This window comes from Variovorax sp. PEI5, from assembly GCF_056679935.1.
Window position 1 is genome coordinate 65,124 of sequence record NZ_CM155257.1, and the last position, 23,927, is coordinate 89,050.

Genomic DNA, 23,927 nt, shown 5'->3' on the forward strand with positions numbered 1-23,927 from the left:
TCGCTCCGCGCCACCTCGACGCGGACCCGGGCGGGCGAGGTGGAACGGCCGCTTGGCATGGATGCTGCACCCGGCGCAGCCGTGCCGCATCCACCTTCCTCCACGTCCACCGCCGAGGCGACCTCCGCCCACGACGCGCCGCAGCGCATCGTCAAGGTCCGGCGCGACTACAACAGCTGGGTGGCGCGCGAGACGCTGGAGGACTATGCGCTGCGCTACACGCCGCAGCGCTTTCGCCGCATGTCCGAGTGGCGCGTCGCCAGCACGGCCTTCGGCGGCGCGGCCTCGTTCCTGATCCTGGAGGCCGTGGGCGCCACCTTGCTGGTGCAGTACGGCTTCTCCAACGCCTTCTGGGCCATCCTGGCGACCGGGCTGATCATCTTCCTGACCGGGCTGCCGATCAGCATCTATGCCGCGCGTTTCGGCATCGACATGGACCTGCTGACGCGCGGCGCGGGCTTCGGCTACATCGGCTCGACCCTGACGTCGCTGATCTACGCCTCCTTCACCTTCATCTTCTTCGCGCTGGAGGCGGCGGTGATGGCCTATGCGCTGGAACTCGCATTGGGCGTGCCGCCGGCCTGGGGCTACCTGGTGTGCGCGCTGGTGGTGATCCCGCTGGTCACGCACGGGGTCTCGGCCATCAGCCGGCTGCAGGTCTGGACGCAGCCGATCTGGCTGGTGATGCTGGTGGTGCCGTTCGGCTATGTGCTGGCGCGCAATCCCGGTGCGTTTTCCGGCATCACGCACTATGGTGGGGTGAAGGGGGCCACGGCCGGCTTCGACATGCACCTCTTCGGTGCCGCGTTGACGGTCGGCATCGCGCTCATCACGCAGATGGGCGAGCAGGCCGACTACCTGCGCTTCATGCCGGCGCGCACGCCGCGCAATCGCGTTCGCTGGTGGGCCGGCGTGCTGGCCGGCGGCCCGGGCTGGGTGCTGCTGGGCGTGCTGAAGATGCTGGGCGGCGCGGCGCTGGCCTATCTGGCGATCACGCACATGGTGCCGCCCGAGCGCGCGGTCGATCCCAACCAGATGTACCTCGCGGCCTACGAATATGTCTTCGACGACTATGGCTGGGCGGTGGCGGCCACGGCGCTGTTCGTGGTGATCTCGCAGCTGAAGATCAATGTCACCAACGCCTATGCCGGCTCGCTGGCCTGGAGCAACTTCTTCTCGCGCGTCACCCACAGCCATCCCGGGCGCGTGGTGTGGGTGGCCTTCAACGCGCTGATCGCCTTCATGCTGATGGAGATGAACGTCTTCGAGGCGCTGGGCGACGTGCTGGGCGTCTACGCCAACATCGCCATCGCCTGGATGACGGCGGTGGTGGCCGACCTGGTGATCAACAAGCCGCTCGGGCTGTCGCCGCCGGGCATCGAATTCAAGCGCGCGCACCTGTGGGACGTGAATCCGGTCGGCGTCGGCGCGATGGCGCTGGCTTCGGCGCTGTCGATCACGGCGCACCTGGGTGCCTTCGGGCCGCTGGCGCAGGCCTTCTCGGCCCTGATCGCCCTGGGCGCGGCACTCGTGACGGCACCCCTGATCGCCTGGGCCACGGGCGGGCGCTACTACCTCGCGCGCGGACCGGAGCACGCCGCGCGCGCCGCCGGCACGGCGGGGCGGGCGGTGCGCTGGGCCCGCGTGCAGCGCGATCCGGTCGCGGCGCAGCGGCTGGCGCTGCAGCGCCTGCAGGTGCAGCGCTGCGTCATCTGCGAGCGCGACTACGAGGCGCCCGACATGGCCCATTGCCCGGCCTACCAGGGCGCGATCTGCTCGCTGTGCTGCACCCTCGACGCCCGCTGCGGCGACCTGTGCAAGCCGCAGGCGAGCCTGTCGCGGCAGTGGTCGGGGGTGCTGCGCTGGCTGCTGCCGCGGCGCGTCTGGCCCTATCTCGACACCGGCCTCGGCCACTTCCTGCTCATCACCGGGGTCGTGGTGCCATTGCTGGCGGCGGTCTTCGGCGTGCTCTACCAGCAGGAGCTGCGCGCGCTGCAGGACGGCGCGCTGGGCGTCATGCCCTCCGGCGAGGTGGCCGGCGCGGTGATGCGGGCGCAGGTCGCGTCGCTGCGCTCGGGCTTCCTGAAGTCGTACATGGCGCTGTTGCTGATCGCCGGCATCGTCGCCTGGTGGCTGGTGCTGGCGCACCAGAGCCGCAAGGTGGCGCAGGAGGAGTCGAACCGCCAGACCCGCCTGCTGCAGCGCGAGATCGAGCTGCACCGCGAGACCGACCTGGCGCTGCAGGCCGCCAAGCAGCATGCCGACGAGGCCCGCCACGTCGCCGAGCAGGCCAAGCACGCCGCCGACGAGGCCCGGCGCGCGGCCGATCACGCCAACCAGGCCAAGAGCCGCTACATCAGCGCTATCAGCCACGAGCTGCGCACGCCGCTCAACAGCATCCTGGGCTACGCGCAGCTGATGGGCGACGACGCCGCCGTGCCGCCGCACCGCCGGCAGGCCGTGGCCGTGATCCAGCGCGGCGGCGAGCACCTGCTCTCCCTGATCGAGGGCACGCTCGACATCGCCCACATCGAGGCCGGCAAGCTCACGCTGCAGGCACGGCCGATGCGCTTCGCCGAGACGATGCGCGAACTGGCCGACATGTTCGAGCTGGAGGCGGCCGAGAAGGGCCTGGCCTTCAGCTACCAGCCCGCCGGCGAATTGCCGGAGGCGGTGCGCGCCGACGAGAAGCGCGTGCGCCAGATCCTGATCAACCTGCTGGGCAACGCCATCAAGTTCACGGCCGCCGGCCGCGTCGTGCTGCGACTGCGCTATGCGCGCGAGTTCGCGGTGCTGGAGATCGAGGACACCGGACCGGGCATGTCGGCGCGCGAGATCGAGCGCATCTTCGAGCCCTTCGCGCGCGGCGACGCGACCGGCGGCGGTGGTGGCGGCCCGCGCGCGCCGGGCGCCGGCCTGGGCCTGACCATCGCCAAGATGCTGACCGACCTGATGGGTGGCGAGATGTCGGTGCGCAGCACGCCGGGCGCGGGCTCGGTGTTCCGGGTCCGGCTGTTCCTGCCGCGCATCCACGCCGAGGCCACGTCCGCCACGCCGGTGGCGGCGCCGGCCGCCGCGCGCCGGCCCCGGCGCGGCTATGCCGGAGCGCGCCGCCGCGTGCTGGTGGTCGACAACGAGGAGGCCGACCGCGAATTGCTGGTGCGGGTGCTGGAGCCGCTCGGCTTCGAGTTGCGCACGGCCGCCAGCGGGCACGATGCGCTCGATCTGCTCGCCGCCGGCTTCCGGCCCGACGCCATGTTCGTCGACCTGGCCATGCCCGGCATCGACGGCTGGGAGACGCTGCGCCGGGCGCATCGCTTCGCGCCCGGCCTGGCGCCGGCGCATGTCGCGGTGGTCTCGGCCAACGCCTTCGACAAGCGGCTGGACAACGACGTCGGCATCGCGCCGGAGGACTTCTTCGTCAAGCCGGTGCGCCACAGCGAACTGGTCGACTGGCTGGGCCGCCGGCTCGCCCTGCAATGGAGCGAGACCCCGGTGGAGGCGGCGGATGCCACCGTCCCGGCGCCGGTGGCGGCGCGACTCGTGCGGCCGGCGCCGGCGCAGCTCGCCGCGTTGCGCGAGGCCGTTGGACTGGGTTACTTTCGAGGCGTGATGAACCAGCTCGACGCCATCGACCTCGCCATGCCCGAATGCGCCGCCTGGACGGCCACCCAGCGCGTGCTCGCGCGCCAGTTCCGCTTCGAGGCGATGGACACGTGAACGACGCCCCGCCCCTGCCGGTCCCGCCAGCTCCCGCCCGCGCGCTCGCCGCCCAGGGCGACCTGGTGCTGATCGTCGACGACGTGCCCGACAACCTCGCGGTGCTGCACGACGCGCTGGACGAATCCGGCTACACCGTGCTGATCGCCACCAGCGGCGCGGCGGCGCTGGCGCGCGCGGCGCAGGCGCGGCCGGACATCGTGCTGCTCGACGCGCTGATGCCCGGCATGGATGGCTTCGAGGTCGCGCGCCGCCTGAAGGCCGATGCCGCCACCGCGCACATCCCCATCGTCTTCATGACCGGGCTGACCGAGACCGAGCACCTGGTCGCGGCTCTGGAGGCGGGCGGCGTCGACTACGTCACCAAGCCGATCAAGCCCAAGGAGGTGCTGGCGCGCATGAACGTGCACCTGCAGGGCGCGCGGCGCGCGCGGCAGGAGGCGCAGCAGGCCGGTCAGGCGCGCAACGCGCTCGATGCCTTCGGCTATGCCAGCGCCACGGTGCGCCTGCCCGAAGGCCGGATCATCTGGCAGACCGTGCTGGCGCGCGACCTGCTGCTGCGCTATTGCGGCACCCACGCGCCGCAGGCGCCGGCCGTGCTGCTGGACTGGCTGCGGCGCCACCTGCCGGCGGCGCAGGAACGCGGCATCGAACCGCCGGCGCTCGACATCGCGCTCGGCGCGCGCACCCTGACCCTGCGCCTGCACCAGCAGACCGGGCACGACGACGCGGGCGACGACTGGCTGGTCATCATGCGGGAGACCTCGGACACCGGTGTCATCGAGGCCATGAGCCTGAGCCTGAAGCTGACCGCGCGCGAGGCCGAGGTGCTCTACTGGGTCGTCAAGGGCAAGACCAACCGCGACATCGGCGAGATCGTCGGCAGCAGCCCGGCGACCGTGAAGAAGCACCTGGAGCGCGTCTACGTGAAGCTGGGCGTGGAGACACGCACGGCCGCCGCGGGCGTGGCGATGCAGCGCATCCGCGCCCTGCAGACGCGCTGAAGTCCGCGGCGGACCGGAGTCCGCGCGGGCGGGTGAATCCTCGACGGCGCCTCGCGGCGCCGATCGATCAGGACGTCACGGGCGAGGCGGCGACCAGGTGCTCGGTCAGGAACCAGACCTGCAGCTCGTTGGTGCGCAGCACGTTGCTCACGAACACGTCGTTGCTGCCCGGATCACCCACCTCGTCGACCTTGTCGGCGGCTTCGCGGGCCTGCTTGATGATCAGCTCGTGCGCTTCGGCCAGACGGCGGATCTGCACGGCGGCCGGTTCGCGACCGCGCGGGGGGCGCGGGATGCGGGTGGTCTCGGCGATGTCGGCGGCCATGGCCAGCGCGATGCCGCCCAGCAGCTGGATGCGCTCGGCCAGGATGTCGACCAGCAGCACCTGTCCTTCGAAGTGCTGGTCGTACATCAGGTGCAGCTGGTTGAACGTCGGGCCGACGACCTGCCAGTGGTGCTTCTTGTACATGTCGCGCAGCGTGATGGTGTCGGCCAGGCACTGGTTGAGCAACGCCACGCTGGTCTTGCAGGCCTGCTCGGACAGGCCGTTGGGCAGCTTGACGATCTCGCCGTACTTTTGCGTCTCGTGGCTGGGCTGGTCCAGATCGGGCTTGACCGCATTGGGGTCGCCGGCGGTGAGACCTTCGGTCGTCTTCTTGGTGTCTTTGTTCGAACCTGGGGTAGCCATGGGAAAAACTCCGTAGTTGGGATGGATGGAAGACTTTGTAGGCCCACTCCCGGGAGTCGCGCGTAGTCCATTCGGCTGACCCGGCGCCCTCAGTTCCGAACCCCCCGCCTGTCGGTGTCCGTCCGACGACCTGTCAGTCGGATTGCATGCCTTCGATCAGGAAACGCACCCGCCGCACGCCCTGCCACTCGTCGGCATCGAGCCGGAAGGCCAGCGTCGCGCGTGGCGGCAATGGCTCGGTGTGGCCGAACCAGATGCCGTCGACCGGCCGGCCGCGATGGCGCAACTTGACCGCCAGGTGCTTCTCGCCCACCAGCCGCTGCGACAGCACCTCGACCTCGTCGCTGAAGGTCGGTGGCGCGAAGCCCTGGCCCCAGACCTCGCGATGCAAGGTGTCGACCAGGTCGACCCGCATGTATTCCGGCGCGATCGGGCCGTCGGTGTCGAGCTGGCGCGTCAGGGTCGCGGCATCGAGCCATTCGCGCGCGACCTGCGCCAATGCGCGCTCGAAGGTCCCGAAGTGCTCGCGCGCGACCGTGCAGCCGGCCGCCATGGCATGGCCGCCGAAGCGCAGCAGCACGCCCGGGTGGCGCTTGGCCACCAGGTCGAGCGCGTCGCGCAGGTGGAAGCCCGGGATCGAGCGGCCCGAGCCCTTGATCTCGTGCGACTTGCCCGGCGCCGCGCTGGCCGCGAAGACGAAGGTCGGACGGTGGAAGCGCTCCTTGATGCGCGAGGCGACGATGCCCACCACGCCCTCGTGGAAGGCCGGATCGAAGACGCTGATCGCCGCCGGGGTGCCCCCGTGCGGATCGGGCCCGGCGCCGCTCGCCCGCGGTTCGGCGACCGGGTCCGTGGCCGCGCCGTCGCCGTCGCCGTCGCCCGCCACCGCCGGGGCGAACAGCGATTCCGCCAGCAGCAGCGCCTGCTCGCGCATGCCGCCCTCGATGCTGCGGCGCTCGCGGTTGATGCCGTCGAGCAGGCGGGCGAGTTCGTCGGCGCGCGCCGGATCGTCGGTCAGCAGGCACTCGATGCCCAACGTCATGTCGGCCAGCCGGCCGGCGGCATTGATGCGCGGGCCGAGCGCGAAGCCGAAGTCGAAGGTGGTGGCGCTGGCCGCCTGGCGCCCGGCGACGCGGAACAGCGCCGACAGCCCGACCGGCAGGGCGCCGGCGCGGATGCGGCGCAGGCCCTGCGCCACCAGGCGGCGGTTGTTGGCATCGAGCTTCACCACGTCGGCCACCGTGCCCAGCGCCACCAGCGGCAGCAGCGCGTCGAGCCGGGGCTGGCTGGCGGTGTCGAAGACGCCGCGCGCGCGCAGCTCGGAGCGCAGCGCCAGCAGCACGTAGAACATGACGCCGACGCCGGCGATGCTCTTGCTCGGGAAATCGCAGTCCGGCTGGTTCGGGTTCACCAGCACGTCGGCCTCGGGCAGCACCGGGCCGGGCAGGTGGTGGTCGGTCACCAGCACCTGCAGGCCGCGCGCGCGCGCCGTCGCCACGCCCTCGACGCTGGCGATGCCGTTGTCCACCGTGACCAGCATGTCGGCGCCGCCATCGGCCACGCGCTCGGAGATCGGCGGCGTCAGGCCATAGCCGTCGACCACGCGGTCGGGCACCAGGTAGGTGACGTGCTTCGCGCCCAGCAGCCGCAGGCCGCGCACGGCGACGGCGCAGGCGGTGGCGCCGTCGCAGTCGTAGTCGGCCACCACGCACAGTCGCCGGTCGGCGGCGATGGCATCGGCCAGCAGCATGGCGGCGGCGCCGGTGCCGCGCAGCGCGGCGGGCGGCAGCAGCAAGGCCAGGCCGTCGTCGAGCTCGTCCTTGCCCAGGACGCCGCGCGCCGCGTACAGGCGCGCCAGCAGGGGATGCACGCCGGCCTGTTCGAGCGCCCACACGCTGCGCGGCGGGGCGTCGCGTTCGACGATCCTCATGTCACAGGTCCTGCAGCACGACGGCGGCCTGGGGCCGGCGCAGCAGCCCGCGCAGGAAGGTGCCGGCGCCGCGCCGCTGCGGCACGAAGCGCCGCGCCGCGCGATCGCCGCACAGGGTCAGGGCGACCGCCGCGCCGCGCGCGTCCTCGGCGCGCAGGGCGGCGATCGGGCCGGCGTCCAGCGCCTGCCAGCTGGCGGCCCAGCCGGCGGCATCGTCGGCCAGCGCGGGCGCGCGCAGGGTGTCGATCACGGTCGGCGCCGGCAGCTCGGTCACCAGGGCCGACTTGGGCAGGGCGCCGGTGCCGCTGAGCCAGAAGGCATTGATCGAGCGCGCGCCGCGCAGGGCGCGCTCGTCGTTCACGCGCTGGGTGTAGAGCAGCATCTGCATCTCGTTCTGCAGCTTGCGCACCGGGCGCAACGCGTCCGACAGCGGCGCCCACTCGGAGATGGCCTGCCCGGCGACGCGGTCGAGCGAGGCGGTCGGCAGGGCGCGGAAGAGCTCGCTGCGGGCCAGCCAGCGCCCCGGCACGGCCGAGCCACGCAAGGCGATGCCCTCGCTCTGGAACAGCGGCCGCGCCGCCTCGAGCAGGGCCTGCGACTCGCCCTCGTCGATCTCGATGCCGGCCGGATCCTCCAGCAGCACCTCGTCGATCGCCACTTCCCAGTGGCACAGCGTGAGCAGGCCCCAGGGCTCGGCGGCGCCGGCGCGGGTCAGGCCGTTCTTCTGCGCCTCGCTGGCGGCCCAGGGGATCAGGCCGTCGTGGGCCTCGATGCCCAGCGAGCGGGCCAGGGCGCGCTCGTGCGGTGGCGACAGCGTGGTCGCGGCCTGCGTGTCGTCGTAGGCCAGCGACAGGCGGGCCAGCAGGGCGTCCAGGTTGGGCAGCCGCAGTCCGGAGAGCGCGGCGAGGCAGGCCGGCGAGGAGCGGCCGGCGAAGGGGATCAGGAGATGTCGGGAGGGGGTGGGTTCGGCCATCGGGGCATTGTCGTTGCGCGGCGAGGGGCAGCGGGGGCGATGCCACAATTCGGACCCTATGCCCCTTCCCTACGAACTGCAGCTCGGCTGGCGCTACACGCGGGCCGGCCGGGCCACGCGGCGCAACGGTTTCATCTCCTTCATCTCTGGCGTCTCGATGCTCGGCATCGGGCTCGGCGTGGCCGCGCTCATCATCGTCCTGAGCGTCATGAACGGCTTCCAGAAGGAAGTGCGCGACCGCATGCTGGGCGTGGTCTCGCACATCGAGATCTTCTCGCGCGACGGCCAGTCGCTGGCCGATCTCGACGCCATCATGGCCGGCGCGCGTCGCAACCCGGAGGTGACCGGCGTGGCGCCCTTCATCGCCACCCAGGCCCTGATCGCGCGCGGCGAGGACATGAAGGGCACGCTGGTGCGCGGCATCGACCCGGTGCTGGAGCCGCAGGTGACCGACTTCGCCAGCACCGCGCAGCAGGGCGTGCTGGCCAAGCTGGTGCCGGGCGAGTTCGGCATCGTGCTGGGCGGGGAACTGGCGCGCTCGCTGTTCGTGCGCGCCGGCGACCAGGTCACGCTGGTGGCGCCGGGCGGGCAGGTGACGCCGGCCGGCGTGGTGCCGCGCCTGAAGCAGTTCACGGTGGTGGGCACCTTCGATTCGGGCCACTACGAGTACGACTCGGCGCTGGCGATGGTGCATGTGGAGGATGCCGCGCGCGTCTTCCGGCTCGACGGGCCGAGCGGCATCCGCATCAAGCTCAAGGACCTCAACCGCGCCCGCGAGGTCGCCGACGAACTGGCCACCACGCTGCCGGGCTCCTTCCTCATCCGCGACTGGACGCGCCAGAACAAGACCTGGTTCGCGGCCGTGCAGGTCGAGAAACGCATGATGTTCATCATCCTGACCCTGATCGTGGCGGTGGCCGCCTTCAACCTGGTCTCGACCCTGGTGATGACCGTGACCGACAAGCGCGCCGACATCGCCATCCTGCGCACGCTCGGCGCCAGCCCGAAGAGCATCATGGGCATCTTCGTGGTCCAGGGCGCGATGGTGGGCGTCATCGGCACCCTGGGCGGGCTGCTGCTGGGCCTGGGCATCGCCTACAACATCGACGTCATCGTGCCGGCGCTGGAGCGCCTGTTCCACGCCAACTTCCTGCCCAAGGACATCTACCTCATCAGCCGCATGCCGAGCGATCCGCAGCGCTCCGACATCATGCCCATCACCCTGATCTCGCTCGCGCTGGCCTTCGCCGCCACGCTGTATCCGAGCTGGCGCGCCAGCCGCGTCAATCCGGCGGAGGCGCTGCGCTATGAGTGACGTGGCCCCCGCATCCGGCGCCGCTGGCGTTGCCCCCGAGGTCGTGCTGCGCGTGCGCGGCCTGACCAAGCGCTTCAGCGAGGGCCGCATCGACCTCACGGTGCTGCATGGCGTCGACCTCGACGTGCGCGCGGGCGAGACGCTGGCCATCGTCGGCTCGTCGGGCTCGGGCAAGAGCACGCTGCTGCACCTGATGGGTGGCCTGGACGCGCCGAGCGCCGGCAGCGTCGAGCTGCACGGGCGCAACATCGCGCATGCCGATGCCGCCGAGCAGGGCCGGCTGCGCAACCGGCACCTGGGTTTCGTCTACCAGTTCCACCACCTGCTGCCCGAATTCAGCGCGCTCGACAACGTCGCCATGCCATTGAAGATCCGGCGCGCGCCGCCGGCCGAGGCCGTTGACACCGCCACCCGCATGCTGACGGCGGTCGGCCTGGGCGAGCGCCTGCACCACCGGCCGGCCGAGCTGTCGGGCGGCGAGCGCCAGCGCGTGGCCATCGCGCGCGCGCTGGTCACCCAGCCCGACTGCGTGCTGGCCGACGAGCCCACCGGCAACCTCGACCGCAAGACCGCCGATGGCGTCTTCGCGCTGATGATCGACCTGGCCCGCCGCCACGGCACCGCCTTCGTCATGGTCACGCACGACGAGATGCTGGCCCGGCGCTGCGACCGGGTGCTGCGGCTGGTGACGGGGCGGTTGGCGGACGAGGGCGCGACTCCGGCGTCCTGAGGCGGCGCGGTGTGGCGCGGCGAGGGGCCGCGCCGGCCATGAGCCTCATACGGTTTCGCGCATCGGCCCTGGCACGCCTTGCGCTAGGCTCTCCGCACGATGAAAAAAGCCTACCGCGCCTCCCTCCTGCGCTTCGACGGCGACGGCCGTGCCCTGTTCGACGAGGACGGCCTGCTGGTCGTCGCGCCCGATCCCGAGGGCCGCTGGCGCGTCGTCGACGCCGGTGACCACGCCAGCCTCGCGCCGCGCCATGCCGATGCCCATGTCACGCACTGGCCGGGCCGCATCCTGGCGCCCGGCTTCATCGACATGCACATCCATTTCCCACAGACCGACATCATCGGCGCGCCCTCCGAGGGCCTGCTGCCCTGGCTGGAGAACTACACCTTCCCGGCCGAGAGCCGCTTCGCCGACCCGGCGCACGCCGCCGAGGTGGCCGAGGTGTTCTTCGACGAGCTGATGCGAAACGGCGTCACCACCGCGCTGACCTTCGCGACCTCGCACGTGGCCTCGGTCGATGCCTTCTTCGCCTCGGCGCGGCGCCGGGGCCTGCGCATGATCAGCGGCAAGGTGCTGCAGGACCGCCACTCGCCCGATGGCGTGCGCGACGAGACCGTGCGCAGCCTGAGCGACACCGAGGACCTGATCCGCCGCTGGCACGACGTCGACCGCCTGGGCTATGCCATCACGCCGCGTTTCGCCCCGACCAGCACCGAGGCGCAGCTGCAGGGCGCCGGCGAACTGGCGGCGAAGTACCCCGACACCTGGATCCACTCCCACGTCTCCGAGAACAAGGACGAGGTGAAGTGGGCGCGCGAGCTGTTCCCGCAGGCCCGCTCCTACCTCGACGTCTACCGCGGCTTCGGGCTGATGCGCGAGCGCGCCGTGTATGCCCACTGCATCCACTTCGACGACGACGACCGCCGCCTGATGCGCGAGACCGGCACCGCCGCCGCCGTCAGCCCGACGAGCAACCTGTTCCTGGGCAGCGGCTTCTTCGACGTCGAGGGCGCCGACCGCATCGGCATGCGCTACGGCCTGGCCAGCGACGTCGGCGGCGGCACCAGCTTCAGTCCCTTCACCACCATGATGGCGGCCTACTACGTCGGCCGCGAGGGGCAGACCAAGCCGGGCGTGAGCATCCCGCCGTCGCAGCTCTGGTGGCGCCACACCGGCGGCGCGGCACGGGCGCTGGGCCTCGAAGGCGTCGTCGGCAACCTGCAGCCCGGCTGCGAGGCCGACTTCCTCGTCATCGACCCCCGGGCCACGCCGCTGCTCGCGCGCAAGACCGCGCTGGCGCAGAACCTGGAGGAGCTGCTGTTCTCCATGATCGTGCTGGGCGACGACCGCCTGATCGAACGCACCGTGATTTCGCAGGCCGGCTGAGCCTCGGCCACGGGCAGGGCAACGGCTCGCCCATGCAACAATCCCCGCCCCAGCGCGCGGCGGATTCCTTTCGAGGAACACCGCGGAACCGGCTCCGCCGGGCCGCTGGTGTTGCCCCCGGCAGGGGGTTGGCGAAGCGACACGCAGTGCGCGAAGACTGGGGGCGAGATGAGCATTAAGAGCGACAAATGGATCCGGCGCATGGCCGAGCAGCACGGCATGATCGAGCCCTTCGAGCCCGGCCAGGTGCGCGAGCAGGACGGCCACAAGATCATCAGCTACGGCACGTCGAGCTATGGCTACGACATCCGCTGCGCGCCCGAATTCAAGGTCTTCACCAACATCCACAGCACGGTGGTCGATCCCAAGAACTTCGACGAGAAGAGCTTCGTCGACTTCCATGGCGACAGCTGCATCATCCCGCCCAACAGCTTCGCGCTGGCCCGCACGGTCGAGTACTTCCGCATCCCGCGCAACGTGCTGACCATCTGCCTGGGCAAGAGCACCTATGCCCGCTGCGGCATCATCGTCAACGTCACCCCGTTCGAGCCCGAGTGGGAAGGCTACGTGACGCTGGAGTTCAGCAACACCACGCCACTGCCGGCCAAGATCTATGCCGGCGAGGGCTGCGCGCAGGTGCTGTTCTTCGAGAGCGACGAGGTCTGCGAGGTCAGCTACAAGGACCGCGGCGGCAAGTACCAGGGCCAGCGCGGCGTCACGCTGCCGCGGGCCTGAGCCGTTCGGTGCAGGGTCGCCGCAATCGGCCCCTTCCTACACGGGCTGGCGCCACGGGCAGCCGCCGCGCCGGAGGTTCTGGCGCATCATCGGGCGCCGCGCTCCTGACGAGCGACAAGGAGATTCGGGCATGAAATGGGAAGGCAACGAGCAGTCGGACAACGTCGAGGACCGGCGCAGCGGCGGTGGTGGCGGGGGTTTCCCGATCGGCGGGCGCAGCGTGGGCATCGGCACCGTGGCGGTGGCGCTGGTCGCCGGCTGGATCTTCGGCATCAATCCCCTGACCATGCTCGGCCTGCTGAGCGGCGGCGGTGGCGAGCAGGCCCAGGTCCAGCAGCAGGGCCCGGCGCCCAAGCCGCCGGCCAATGACCGCGAGGCGGCCTTCGTCTCGACCGTGCTGAAGAACACCGAGGTGGTCTGGAGCGACATCTTCAGGCGCAACGGCGGCACCTACCAGGCACCCCGGCTGGTGCTGTTCCGTGGCATGACGCCCACCGCCTGCGGCACCGGCGAGGCCGCCATGGGACCGTTCTACTGCCCGGGCGACAAGAAGGTCTACATCGACCTCGGCTTCTACGACACCCTGAAGAACCAGCTCGGCGCGCCGGGCGAGTTCGCGCAGGCCTACGTGATCGCGCACGAGGTCGGCCACCACGTGCAGGACGAGCTCGGCATCACCGGCAAGGTCGATGCCGCGCGCTCGCGCATGAGCCAGACCCAGAACAACGCCATGAGCGTGCGCGTCGAGCTGCAGGCCGACTGCTTCGCCGGCGTCTGGGCGCACCACTCGCAGCAATCCAAGCAGTGGCTCGACCCGGGCGACATCGAGGCCGCCATGAACGCGGCCCGCAAGATCGGCGACGACGCCCTGCAGCGCTCGGCCGGCCGGGCGGTGGTGCCCGACAGCTTCACGCATGGCTCCAGCGCCCAGCGGCAGCGCTGGTTCGGCAACGGCTACCAGAGCGGCGACATCAAATCCTGCGACACGTTTTCCACCCAAAGCCTCTGAAACTGCGTTGCGATGAGGGTCGGCATCGACGGATGCCACAATAGAGGGCTTCATGACAAGCTCTTTTTCCAATCTCTCGCTGGCCGAACCGCTGGCGCGCGCCGTGGCCGAAATGGGCTACGAAACCATGACTCCCATCCAGGAGCAGGCCATCCCGGTGGTGCTGTCCGGGCAGGACGTGATGGGCGCCGCGCAGACCGGCACCGGCAAGACGGCGGCCTTCTCGCTGCCATTGCTGCAGCGGATGCTCAAGCACGAGAACGCCTCGATGTCGCCGGCCCGCCATCCGGTGCGGGCCCTGGTGCTGCTGCCGACGCGTGAACTCGCCGACCAGGTCGCGCAACAGGTCAAGCTCTATGCCAAGTACACCAACCTGCGCAGCGCGGTGGTGTTCGGCGGCATGGACATGAAGCCCCAGACCCTGGAGCTCAAGAAGGGCGTCGAGGTGCTGGTCGCCACGCCCGGCCGGCTGCTCGACCACATCGAGGCCAAGAACGCGGTGCTCAACCAGGTCGAGTACGTGGTGCTCGACGAGGCCGACCGCATGCTCGACATCGGTTTCCTGCCCGACCTGCAGCGCATCCTGAGCTACCTGCCCAAGCAGCGCACGACCCTGCTGTTCTCGGCCACCTTCTCGCCCGAGATCAAGCGCCTGGCCGGCAGCTACCTGCAGAACCCGGTCACCATCGAGGTGGCGCGGCCCAACGAGACCGCCTCCACCGTCGAGCAGCGCTTCTTCAGCGTCGGCGACGACGACAAGCGCCGCGCGCTCAAGCAGATCGTGCGCCAGCGCGGCATCACGCAGGCCTTCGTCTTCGTCAACAGCAAGCTCGGCTGCGCGCGCCTGGCGCGCTCGCTCGAACGCGAGGGCATGAAGACCACGGCGCTGCATGGCGACAAGAGTCAGGACGAGCGCCTGAAGGCGCTGGACGCCTTCAAGAAGGGCGAGGTCGACCTGCTGGTGTGTACCGACGTCGCGGCGCGCGGCCTGGACATCAAGGACGTGCCGGCGGTGTTCAACTTCGACATCCCGTTCAACGCCGAGGACTATGTGCACCGCATCGGCCGCACCGGTCGCGCCGGCGCGTCGGGCCTGGCGGTGAGCTTCGCGAGCGGCGGCAACGACGCCCGCCTGGTGGCCGACATCGAGAAGCTGATCAAGAAGCCGATCGAGCTCGAGGCGATGGAGTTCGAGGAGGATCGTCCGCGCGGCCGCATCAACGACGGCCGCCGCCACTGGCGCGAGGAGGGCGAGACCGGCGACGGGCGCGACGTGCTCGACACATTGACCGAGGCCCCGCCGCCGCGCGAGCGCGAGCGCGCCGCGCCGCGCACCGGTGGTGGGCGGTCGTTCCGGGGCGGCTCGTCGGCCTCGCGCGATCCGTTCTTCGAGAAGCCCTACGAGCCGCCGCCGCTCGATGCGCAGCCGGCCTGGGAGGCCTCGGCCAAGGCGGCGCCGGCCGCGCGCGGGATCTCCGCCAACATCAAGCCGCGCCGCAAGGTCGCGGCGCTGTTCAAGGCCGCCGAGCCCCGCGCGCCCGAGCCGCAGGCGGCGCCTCCGGCCACGGAAGCCGACAGCAGCCAGACGAACTGAGGTCGCGCGGCCGGCGGCGCGGAGCGCTCGCCGGCGCCATCGCCGCGTTCCTCAGCCGCCCGGCGTCTGGGATTGCGCGCAGCGCACCTCGATGTGCTCGCACGCGTCCAGCGTCGCGCCGATGCGCGCGGTGCTGAGGCAGCCGCCCCAGACGCAACCGGTGTCGGTGGACAGCAGGTCGGGACGCGCGATCCAGCCCAATGTCGACCAGTGACCGAAGGCCACGGTGGCCCCGGCCGTTAGGCGCCCGGGCACGTCGAACCACGGCATGAAGCCCGCCGGCGGCTCGGCGGCGCCATCCTTGGCATCGAAATCCATCACGCCGTCGGCCGTGCAGAAGCGCAGTCGCGTGAGGCCGTTGACGATGGCGCGCAGGCGCGCGTCGCCGGTCAGCGCCTCGCTCCAGCGGTCCGGCTGGTTGCCATACATGCCGCGCACGAAAGCGCCCGGGTCCGGGCCGCGCAGCACGGCCTCGACCTCGGCCGCCAGCGCCAGCGCGAGACCGACGTCCCATTGCGGCAGCACGCCGGCATGCACCATCAGCAGATCGCGTCCGCCGATGACCTGGTGCAATGCCAGGTGCTGGTGGCGCAGCCAGTCGAGCAGGGCCGCGCGGTCGGGGGCCTCGAGGATCCCGTCGAGGGTGTCCTTGCGGCCGGACTTGCGGGCGCCGTGGGCCACGCCCAGCAGGTGCAGGTCGTGATTGCCCAGCAGGCTGCGCGCCGCAGCGCCCAGGCGCTGCACGCGGCGCAGCACGGCGGCCGATGCCGGGCCCCGGTTGACGAGGTCGCCCAGCAGCACCAGGTTGTCGCGGCTGGGGGAGAAGTCGATGTGGTCCAGCAGGCGGCCCAGGGCATCGTCGCAGCCCTGCACGTCGCCGATCAAGTAAAGTGCCATGTTCCCATTCTCCCCTTCGTTCATGGATGTTTTCCTGCTGGCCTTGCTGACGACGCTCAATGCGTTGTTCGCGATGTCCGAAATGGCCCTTTCCACCAGCCGGCGCGCGCGGCTCGCGGCACTGGCCGAGACCGGGGACACCGGCGCGCAGGCCGCCCTGAAGCTGATGGAGGACCCGACCCAGTTCCTCTCGACCGTGCAGATCGGCATCACGTCGATCGGCATGCTCAGCGGCATCGTGGGCGAGGCGGCCTTCGCGACGCCGCTGGCGGTGTGGATGGAGCACAGCCTCGGCCTGGGAGCGGGCACGGCCAGCATCGCTTCCACGGCCCTGGTGGTGACGTGCATCACCTTCTTCACGATCATCTTCGGTGAGCTGGTGCCCAAGCGCATCGGCCAGCTCTATCCCGAGCCGGTGGCGCGCTTCGTCTCGCGCCCGATGCGCGGGCTGGCCACCGGCGCCAAGCCCTTCGTGCTGCTGCTGTCGGGCGCCACGGCGGCCATGCTCAAGCTGCTGCGCATCGATGCCAACGCGGCGCGCACCGTGACCGAGGAGGAGATCTCGGCCAGCCTGGAGGAGGGCGTCGATGCCGGCGTCATCGAGATGCACGAGCACCAGATGGTGCGCAACGTGTTCCACCTCGACGACCGGCGGCTGAGCTCGCTGATGGTGCCGCGCGCCGACATCGAATGGCTCGACGCCGCCGGCACCGTGGCCACCAGCCTGCAGAAGGTGGCCGATGCCGGCGCGCTCGACCTGGTGCACTCCTGGTATCCGGTCTGCCGCGGTTCGCTCGACGACGTGGTCGGCGTGATCAGCGTCGCGCACCTGCTGCGCCTGGGGCCGCAGCACGAGGGCACCATCGAGGCCGTCGCCGAGCCGGCGTTCTTCGTGCCGGAGACACTGACCGGCATGGAACTGCTCGAACAGTTCCGCACCCGGGCCGGTCGCCTGGTGTTCGTGGTCGACGAATATGGCGTCGTGCAGGGGCTGATGGCGCCGCGCGACCTGCTCGAGGCCATCACCGGCGAGCTGCAGCCGCATGCCGTCACCGATGCCTGGGCGCGCCAGCGCGAGACCGATGGCGCCTGGGAGCTCGATGGCCTGATGCCGGTGTCGGAGCTGCGCGCGCGGCTGGCGATCCGCGAACTGCCCGACGAGGAGCGCGGGCGCTACAACACGCTGGCCGGCCTGCTGATGGCGGTGTCGGGCGAGTTGCCCGTCGTGGGCGAACGCGTGGAATGCGCCGGCTGGACCTTCGAGGTCGTGGCGCTCGACGGCCGCCGCATCGATCGCGTGCTGGCCCATCCCGGCGCCGAGCCCGAGCAGTCCGCCCGCCGCGCGAGTTGACGCACCGGCGGCGCCGCCTGCCGCCCGGGACGCGTCGCCGCCGTCATGGCGGCATCCCACCATCGCGCCGCCAAATCCCTGCCAATGCCCGGGGGGCATGTCGCATGTCGCCGGTTGGCCCATAGAATGCGAATCTTTCTCATTAAGCGGGTCGACGACGGTGGACCGGGCATGGCCCTGCCGGAGGTGCGGGCCGAGGCGGCGGCGGCGCCGGCGGTGCGCGCGAGCAGCGGCTCCCCGGCCGCGAGCGCGGCCTGCCGCCTCCGTCATGCCCTTCCTTCCTCGATGCCTGCGGGACGACAACGATGACTCCGATGAACAGCAAGACGATCAAGACCTGGGCCTGGGTCCACAAGTGGAGCAGCCTGGTCTGCACCGTGTTCATGCTGCTGCTGTGCCTGACCGGCCTGCCGCTGATCTTCCACCACGAGATCGGGCACCTGCTGGGCACCGAGGTCGAGGCGCCGACGATGCCGGCGGACACGCCGCGCGCGAGCCTCGACCGGGTGCTGGAAGTGGCCAAGGCCAGGCATCCCGACCGCGTGGTGCAGTTCGCCTCGCATTCCGAGGAAGACGACAACCTGTGGTTCGTCACCCTCACGCCCACGCCCGCGCCGACCGACGACTTCAAGTCGGTGGTGGTCGACGCGCGCACGGGCGAGGTGCTCGGGCAGCCGAAGTTCGACGAGGGCTTCATGTACGTGATGTTCAAGCTGCATGTCGACCTGTTCGCCGGACTGCCGGGCAAGCTGTTCCTCGGCTTCATGGGATTGCTGCTGCTGGTGGCGATCGTCTCGGGCACGGTGCTCTACGCGCCTTTCATGCGCAAGCTCGACTTCGGCACGGTGCGGCGCGAGAAGCGTCCACGCCTGAAGTGGCTCGACCTGCACAACCTGCTGGGCATCGTCACGCTGGTGTGGGCCTTCGTGGTGGGCGGCACCGGCATGATCAACACCTGGGCCGACCTGGTCATCAAGTACTGGCAGCACGACCAGCTGACGGCATTGCTGGCGCCCTACCAGGGCCAGACGCCGGTGCCAGTGACCGAGCGCGGATCGCTGCAGCGTTCGCTCGAGGCGGCGCAGGCGCGCGCCCCGGACACCAAGCTGTCGTTCATCGCCTTCCCGGGCACGGCCTTCTCCAGCCCGCACCACAACACCTTCTTCCTGCGTGGCAACGAGCCGTTCACGTCCAAGCTGCTGCAGCCGGTGCTCGTCGATGCCCGCACGGCGGAGGTGACGGCGGCGCCGGAGCTGCCCTGGTACCTGACGGCGCTGCTGGTGTCGCAGCCGCTGCACTTCGGCGACTATGGCGGCCTGCCGATGCAGATCCTGTGGGCGCTGCTCGACATCGCGACCATCATCGTGCTGGGCAGCGGCCTGTACCTGTGGCTCAAGCGCGGCAGCGGCGTGCCGGCGGCACGCGCCGCGCGGGCATCGGGGACGTCGGCTGGGTCCATCGAGGCGGCAGCGCCCTCGGCGCGGCCGGCTGCGGCCCTGAAGGTGCGCACGTGAAGCGGACATCGTCGACGCCCGACTTCCACCACACGCCGTCGTCGTTCCGGCGGCTGTGGGGCTGGCCCCTGCTGCTGGGCGTGTCGACCACGCTCGGCCTGATCTCGGCGCTGTTCAGCGATGGCGGACTGGGTGACGTGGTGGCCTGGGTGGCGCTGGGCGCCCCCGTGGCCGTGGGCGCCTGGTTCGGCTGGCGCCGGTCCGCGTCGGACCGTGCGCCTACCTCACCACCATGAACATGCTGGGCAGCCAGGTGGAGAAGGCCGGCACGAAGGTGACCAGGCCGAGGGCGAAGATCAGCGCGCCATAGAAGGGCCAGATGGTGCGCATGACGGTGCCCACGGAGACCCCGCCGATGGCGCAGCCGACGAACTGCGTGGTGCCCACGGGGGGCGTGTTCAGGCCGAGCGCGCAGTTGATCAGCAGCACGATGCCGAACTGCACGGAGGTCATGCCGTACTGCTGGGCGATGGGCAGGAAGATGGGCGTGCACAGCAGGATGGTGGCGGCCATGTCCAGGAAGGTGCCCAGCACGAACAGGATGACGTTGATCATCAGGAAGATCAGCCACGGGGTGGTGGTGATCTGCGAGAGCATCTGCCCGGTGAGCTCGGCCACGCCATAGAGGCTGATGAGGTAGCCGAAGGTGCTGGAGATGCCGATGAGCAGCAAAATGACCCCGGTGGTGCGCACGGCCTTGGAGGCCGCCTTGATGAAGTGCTCCCACTTGATGCTGCGGTAGACGAACACCGTGAGCGCGAGCGCGTAGAGCACGGCCACGGCGGCCGACTCGGTGGCCGTGAAGATGCCCGAGAGGATGCCCCCCAGGATCAGCACGACGATGAACAGCCCGGGCAGGGCGGCGGCGAAGGACCGCGCGACGATGGCCCAGCCGGGGAAGGTGCCCGCGGGGTAGCCGCGCTTGACGGCCACCAGGTAGGCCGCGGCGAGGTTGCTGATGGTGAGGATGGCCGCGGGCAGCAGCGCCGCCAGGATCAGCGCGGCGATCGAGACCTTCCCGCCGGCGGCCAGCGAATAGATGATCAGGTTGTGGCTGGTGGGCATGAGCGCGCCGACGAGCGCCGCGTGGGTGGTGACGTTGACGGCGTAGTCGGCGTGGTAGCCCTCCTTCTTCATCATCGGGATCATCACCGCGCCCATGGCCGAGACGTCGGCCACGGGTGAGCCCGAGACGCCGCCGAAGAGCGTGCAGGCCACCACGTTGGACATGCCCAGGCCGCCGCGCACGTGGCCCACGGCCGAGCGCGCGAAGTCCACGATGCGATCGGCGATGCCGCCGTAGAGCATGAGCTCGCCGGCGAAGATGAAGAACGGGATGGCCAGGAAGGAGAAGATGCCCATGCCCGAGGTCATCTGCTGGAAGCCCACGGCCAGCGGCAGGCCCTCGTAGGCGAGCGTGGCGAGCGCCGACAGCCCGATGGAGAACGCCACCGGCACGCCCAGCAGCAGGAACAGCGTGAACGACACGCACAGGATCAACAATGGGATGGTCATGATGGTTCGTTCAAGCCCAGGCGGGCTCGACTTCCTTGCCCTTGGCGAGCGCGATGATGTGTTCGAGGGAGAACATGACGATGAGCACGCCGGAGATCGTGGCGGGCACGTACTTCCAGCCCTCGGAGATCCACAGGGTGGGCAGCCGGTAGCTCCACACCGACTCGGCCAGCAGGGCGCAGTTCCAGGCCATGGTGGCGCCGAACACCAGCACCAGGGCGTGGATGAGGTACTCCATCTTCAGGCGCAGCCAGTCCGGCGCGAGCACCAGCAGCGACTCCAGCCCGATGTGGCCGGCGTCGCGCACGCCCACGGCCACGCCGAACATGGTCACGTAGATCACCAGCAGCAGCGCCAGGCTCTCCGCCCAGGTGGGGGTGTTGTTCAGGACGTAGCGGCCGAACACCTGCCAGCTCACCGCGCAGATCACCGCGACGAGCCCGAGGATGCCCAGCCACATGCAAAGCCGCGCGAGTCCGCGGCACAGGGTGGTGTACATGATGGATTGGTTGTTGACTGAGTGACGGAGTCCCTCTTCCCAGCCACAGAGCGGGGACGAAGGCAGCGGCCGAGGCCAGGATGGGGATGAGGCGGGGACGCCGATCGGCCCATCGCCCTCTTCGCCAGAGACACGGTGGATCCGGCTTCGCCGGTCCACCCGTGTCGCCCCCGGCAGGGGGTGGGCGCTGCTACGCGCAGCGAGCAAGCCTGGGGGCGAGCCTTATTTTGTGTCCTGCACCCGCTTGACCAGGCTCTTGAGCTTGTCGTCGGTGATGAACTTGTCGTACACCGGCTTCATCGCCGCCTGGAACGGCGCCTTGTCGATCTCGATGATCTCCGCGCCGCCGGCCTTCACCGTGGCGAGCGACTTCACCTCGCGCGCCTCCCACTGCTGGCGCATGTAGGGCACCGACTCCTTGGCCGCCTGGCGGATCCAGCCCTGTTCCTCGGGCGAGAGCCGGTCCCAGGCGCGCTTGGAGAACAAGAGCATCTCCGGGGCCATCGAGTGCTCGGTCTTGGTGTAGTACTTGGCCACCTCGAAGGCGCGCGCGCTCTCGTAGGTCGGGTAGTTGTTCTCCGCCGCGTCGATCAGCCCGGTCTTCAGGCCCGTGTAGACCTCCCCCATGGGCATGGGCGTCGCGTTGGCTCCCATGGCCTCGAGCATCGACACCCACAGGTCCGACTGCTGCACCCGCACCTTCAGGCCCTTCATGTCGGCGAAGCTGCGCACGGGCTTCTTGGCCGTGAACATCGACCTCGCGCCGCTGTCGTAGAACGCCAGCCCCACGAAGCCCTGCTTCTCGCAGCTCCTGAGGATCTCCTCGCCGATCGGGCCGTCGAGCACCTTGTGCAGGTGGTCCACCGAGCGGAACAGGAACGGCATCGTGGGCACCTGGGTCTCCGCGCAGATGTTGTTCATCGGCGCGATGTTCACCCGCACCATCTGCAGCGCGCCGATCTTGGTCTGCTCGATGGTGTCCTTCTCCTGGCCGAGCGAGGAGTTGTTGAACACCTTGATCGAGTGCTTGCCCCCGGAGAGCGCCTTCAACCGCTCGCCCATGAACTTCACCGCCGTCACCGTCGGGTAGTCGTCCGGGTGGATGTCCGCCGAGCGGAACTCGGTCGCCTGGGCGCCCAGGCTGGCGAACGCGGCGGCGGCGCAGGCGGCCAGCGCGATGAGGGTGCGTCGATAGGATTTCATTTGTCTTCCTCTACGGATGGTGGTTGGGTTTGTCTTCAGAAAACGCAGGCCGGCTCGGGCAGGCCCGCGACCCCGGGATGGAGGGCGAACACGCCGCCCGCGAGCGGCTGGTCGGACAGATCGCCGCCCGGGCGGATCGAGGTCACGAACAGCGTCTCGAGCCGGGGGCCGCCGAAGGCGCACATCGCCGGCTTCTTCACCGGCACGGAGAGCGAGCGGTCGAGCCGGCCGTCGGGCGTGAAGCGATGCACCAGGCCGGCGTCGTTGCCGCAGATCCAGTAGCAGCCCTCGGCATCGACGGCGGCGCCGTCGGGGCGGCCCGGCAGGGGCTTCATGTCGACGAACAGGCGCCGGTCGTGCGGCGTGCCGGTGTCGACGTCGTAGTCGAAGGCCCAGATCTTCTGCACCTCGGGATGCGAATCAGACAGGTACATGGTGGTGCCGTCGGGACTGAAGGCCAGGCCGTTGGGCACGATGAGCGCGTCCAGCTCGAGCTGCAGCGCGGCCTCGGCATTGACGTCGACGCGATAGCGGTAGACCCGGCCGACGTCCAGCCCGGCGGCCATGTCCAGGCACATGGTGCCGGCGCGGAAGCGCCCCTGGCGGTCGCAGCGGCCGTCGTTGAAGCGCATGCCGGGCCGGGCGTGCGGGGCGCTGGCCAGCAGCGTGCTCGCGAGCGTGCCGTCGTCGCGCGGCGCGATGGCGAACAGGCCGCTCTCCTGGCCGGCGATCCACTGGCCCGGCCGGTCCGCGCGCGGCGCGATGCAGGCCAGCATCTCGTCGCCGGTCCAGACCGCGTGGGCGCCGGTGGCGGGGTCGAGCCGGTGCAGCTGCCGCGCCGGGATGTCGACCCAGTAGAGCGCCTGTTCGGCCACATGCCAGACCGGGCTCTCGCCCGTGGCGCAGCGGGCATCGAGCACCAGTTCGGCCATGGAGCCGGTCGCGTGCGCCATGATCAGAACGGGCCCTGCGCCGTGAACGCGCCGCCCTGGTAGATGGCGTTCGGATCGTCCGGCGCCACGGGCGGCTGGGCCTCGACCTTGGCGCGGAAGGGCTCCGAGCTGTCCTGGGCGACGAAGCCCAGGTGGGCCGCCCGCGAGTTGTCCCACCAGACGTCGCGGTTGGCCGACATGCCATAGACCACCGTGTGCTTCACGTCCGGCGTGAACAGCGCCCGCTCGATCAGCGCGGTCAGGTCGTCGTAGCTCAGCCAGGTGCTCATCATGCGGCGGTTGAGCGGCTCCGGGAACGAGGAGCCGATGCGGATGCTGACCGTCTCGATGCCCCAGCGGTCGAAGTAGAACTGGGCCATGTCCTCGCCGAAGGACTTCGACAGGCCGTAGTAGCCATCGGGCCGGCGCCGGACGTCGGCGTCGATGGTCTGGTCCTGCCGGTAGAAGCCGATGGTGTGGTTGGAACTGGCGAACACCACGCGCCGGACGCCATGGCGCCGCGCCGCCTCGTAGACGTTGAAGACGCCCCGGATGTTGGCTTCGATGATCTCCTCGAACGGCCGCTCGACCGAGATGCCGCCCAGGTGGACGATGGCCTCGCAGCCGGCCACCAGCGCGTCGACGGCCTGCTTGTCCGAGAGGTCGCAGGTCACGACCTCCTCGTGCGCGTGCGTCGCCGGCGCCATCGCCGCGATGTCCGACAGGCGCAGGGTGGTGGCGAAGGGCCGCAGCCGTTCCCGCAGCACCTTGCCGAGTCCGCCGGCGGCGCCGGTCAGCAGCAGGCGCGGGAAACGGCTGGCGCGGGAGGCCTCCGTGGCCGGGGAATCCTGGGAGGCCTGGGAGGAAGCGGGGGTGCCGGCATCGGTCATCTGCGTCGTCTTTTGTTAGTTATCGGTTGTCATACAACTGTT

General features: G+C 70.4%; 20 protein-coding genes. 11 read left to right on the top strand and 9 right to left on the bottom strand.

Features of this window, described 5'->3' with window-relative positions; all coding sequences use genetic code 11:
- The first annotated feature begins 57 nt into the window (after positions 1 to 57).
- Both AC1MLT_RS00355 and AC1MLT_RS00360 read left to right on the top strand, forming a co-directional pair.
- Complete coding sequence (locus AC1MLT_RS00355; protein ID WP_481033323.1) at positions 58 to 3,720, top strand: hybrid sensor histidine kinase/response regulator; 3,663 nt, start codon at positions 58 to 60, stop codon at positions 3,718 to 3,720.
- The gene (locus AC1MLT_RS00360) at positions 3,717 to 4,724 is read left to right on the top strand and encodes a response regulator (protein ID WP_481033324.1); all 1,008 of its coding nucleotides are present in this window, start codon (positions 3,717 to 3,719) and stop codon (positions 4,722 to 4,724) included. Before AC1MLT_RS00355 ends, AC1MLT_RS00360 begins: the two co-directional genes overlap by 4 nt.
- 67 nt (positions 4,725 to 4,791) lie before the next feature.
- Here the strand turns inward: AC1MLT_RS00360 and AC1MLT_RS00365 are convergent, their stop codons facing one another.
- The 3 genes from AC1MLT_RS00365 to AC1MLT_RS00375 all read right to left on the bottom strand — a co-directional run bounded on the left by AC1MLT_RS00365 (position 4,792) and on the right by AC1MLT_RS00375 (position 8,315).
- The gene (locus AC1MLT_RS00365; protein ID WP_481033325.1) at positions 4,792 to 5,412 is read right to left on the bottom strand and encodes a Dps family protein; all 621 of its coding nucleotides are present in this window, start codon (positions 5,410 to 5,412) and stop codon (positions 4,792 to 4,794) included.
- 133 nt (positions 5,413 to 5,545) lie between these two features.
- A complete protein-coding gene (recJ, locus tag AC1MLT_RS00370) occupies positions 5,546 to 7,342 on the bottom strand; it encodes a single-stranded-DNA-specific exonuclease RecJ (RefSeq protein ID WP_481033326.1) in 1,797 nt (598 codons plus the stop codon).
- 1 nt (position 7,343) lies between these two features.
- Positions 7,344 to 8,315 (bottom strand): hypothetical protein, encoded by a 972-nt coding sequence (locus tag AC1MLT_RS00375; RefSeq protein ID WP_481033327.1) that lies wholly within the window; start codon positions 8,313 to 8,315, stop codon positions 7,344 to 7,346.
- 58 nt (positions 8,316 to 8,373) lie between these two features.
- Here AC1MLT_RS00375 and AC1MLT_RS00380 point away from each other — a divergent pair, with 58 nt between their 5' ends.
- The 6 genes from AC1MLT_RS00380 to AC1MLT_RS00405 all read left to right on the top strand — a co-directional run bounded on the left by AC1MLT_RS00380 (position 8,374) and on the right by AC1MLT_RS00405 (position 15,084).
- Positions 8,374 to 9,630 carry a lipoprotein-releasing ABC transporter permease subunit gene (locus tag AC1MLT_RS00380; protein WP_481033328.1) on the top strand — a complete coding sequence of 419 codons (1,257 nt, stop codon included), beginning with the start codon at positions 8,374 to 8,376 and terminating at the stop codon, positions 9,628 to 9,630.
- A complete protein-coding gene (gene lolD / locus AC1MLT_RS00385; RefSeq protein WP_481033329.1) occupies positions 9,623 to 10,360 on the top strand; it encodes a lipoprotein-releasing ABC transporter ATP-binding protein LolD in 738 nt (245 codons plus the stop codon). The genes AC1MLT_RS00380 and lolD overlap by 8 nt, the downstream gene beginning before the upstream one ends.
- A 99-nt stretch (positions 10,361 to 10,459) precedes the next feature.
- Positions 10,460 to 11,746 (top strand): guanine deaminase, encoded by a 1,287-nt coding sequence (gene guaD, locus AC1MLT_RS00390; RefSeq protein WP_481033330.1) that lies wholly within the window; start codon positions 10,460 to 10,462, stop codon positions 11,744 to 11,746.
- Between the two features lie 168 nt (positions 11,747 to 11,914).
- Positions 11,915 to 12,481 carry a dCTP deaminase gene (gene dcd / locus AC1MLT_RS00395; protein ID WP_481033331.1) on the top strand — a complete coding sequence of 189 codons (567 nt, stop codon included), beginning with the start codon at positions 11,915 to 11,917 and terminating at the stop codon, positions 12,479 to 12,481.
- Positions 12,482 to 12,611: 130 nt separating this feature from the next.
- Positions 12,612 to 13,490: a KPN_02809 family neutral zinc metallopeptidase gene (gene ypfJ, locus AC1MLT_RS00400; RefSeq protein ID WP_481033332.1), complete on the top strand. Its 879-nt coding sequence runs from the start codon at positions 12,612 to 12,614 to the stop codon at positions 13,488 to 13,490.
- Between the two features lie 52 nt (positions 13,491 to 13,542).
- Positions 13,543 to 15,084 (top strand): DEAD/DEAH box helicase, encoded by a 1,542-nt coding sequence (locus AC1MLT_RS00405; protein WP_481033333.1) that lies wholly within the window; start codon positions 13,543 to 13,545, stop codon positions 15,082 to 15,084.
- Between the two features lie 51 nt (positions 15,085 to 15,135).
- Here AC1MLT_RS00405 and AC1MLT_RS00410 read toward each other — a convergent pair whose 3' ends face one another.
- Entirely contained in the window at positions 15,136 to 15,981 is an 846-nt protein-coding gene (locus AC1MLT_RS00410) for a symmetrical bis(5'-nucleosyl)-tetraphosphatase (protein WP_481033334.1), read from the bottom strand.
- A gap of 22 nt (positions 15,982 to 16,003) precedes the next feature.
- On the opposite strand from AC1MLT_RS00410, the gene AC1MLT_RS00415 reads away from it, so the two are divergent.
- The 3 genes from AC1MLT_RS00415 to AC1MLT_RS00425 all read left to right on the top strand — a co-directional run bounded on the left by AC1MLT_RS00415 (position 16,004) and on the right by AC1MLT_RS00425 (position 19,082).
- Positions 16,004 to 17,332, top strand: a complete 1,329-nt coding sequence (locus AC1MLT_RS00415) for a hemolysin family protein (RefSeq protein ID WP_481033335.1) — start codon at positions 16,004 to 16,006, stop codon at positions 17,330 to 17,332.
- 314 nt (positions 17,333 to 17,646) lie between these two features.
- Entirely contained in the window at positions 17,647 to 18,846 is a 1,200-nt protein-coding gene (locus AC1MLT_RS00420) for a PepSY-associated TM helix domain-containing protein (protein WP_481033336.1), read from the top strand.
- Positions 18,843 to 19,082: a hypothetical protein gene (locus AC1MLT_RS00425; RefSeq protein ID WP_481033337.1), complete on the top strand. Its 240-nt coding sequence runs from the start codon at positions 18,843 to 18,845 to the stop codon at positions 19,080 to 19,082. The genes AC1MLT_RS00420 and AC1MLT_RS00425 overlap by 4 nt, the downstream gene beginning before the upstream one ends.
- Here the strand turns inward: AC1MLT_RS00425 and AC1MLT_RS00430 are convergent.
- The 5 genes from AC1MLT_RS00430 to AC1MLT_RS00450 form a co-directional block, all read right to left on the bottom strand.
- Positions 19,066 to 20,361, bottom strand: a complete 1,296-nt coding sequence (locus AC1MLT_RS00430; protein WP_481033338.1) for a TRAP transporter large permease — start codon at positions 20,359 to 20,361, stop codon at positions 19,066 to 19,068. The two genes, AC1MLT_RS00425 and AC1MLT_RS00430, sit on opposite strands and share 17 nt — an antisense overlap.
- Positions 20,362 to 20,371: 10 nt before the next feature.
- Positions 20,372 to 20,860, bottom strand: a complete 489-nt coding sequence (locus tag AC1MLT_RS00435) for a TRAP transporter small permease (RefSeq protein WP_481033339.1) — start codon at positions 20,858 to 20,860, stop codon at positions 20,372 to 20,374.
- Positions 20,861 to 21,082: 222 nt separating this feature from the next.
- Positions 21,083 to 22,063 carry a TRAP transporter substrate-binding protein gene (locus AC1MLT_RS00440; RefSeq protein ID WP_481033340.1) on the bottom strand — a complete coding sequence of 327 codons (981 nt, stop codon included), beginning with the start codon at positions 22,061 to 22,063 and terminating at the stop codon, positions 21,083 to 21,085.
- Positions 22,064 to 22,098: 35 nt separating this feature from the next.
- Positions 22,099 to 22,995, bottom strand: a complete 897-nt coding sequence (locus AC1MLT_RS00445) for an SMP-30/gluconolactonase/LRE family protein (RefSeq protein WP_481035060.1) — start codon at positions 22,993 to 22,995, stop codon at positions 22,099 to 22,101.
- 23 nt (positions 22,996 to 23,018) lie between these two features.
- Positions 23,019 to 23,885: an NAD-dependent epimerase/dehydratase family protein gene (locus tag AC1MLT_RS00450; RefSeq protein WP_481033341.1), complete on the bottom strand. Its 867-nt coding sequence runs from the start codon at positions 23,883 to 23,885 to the stop codon at positions 23,019 to 23,021.
- Positions 23,886 to 23,927: the final 42 nt, after the last annotated feature.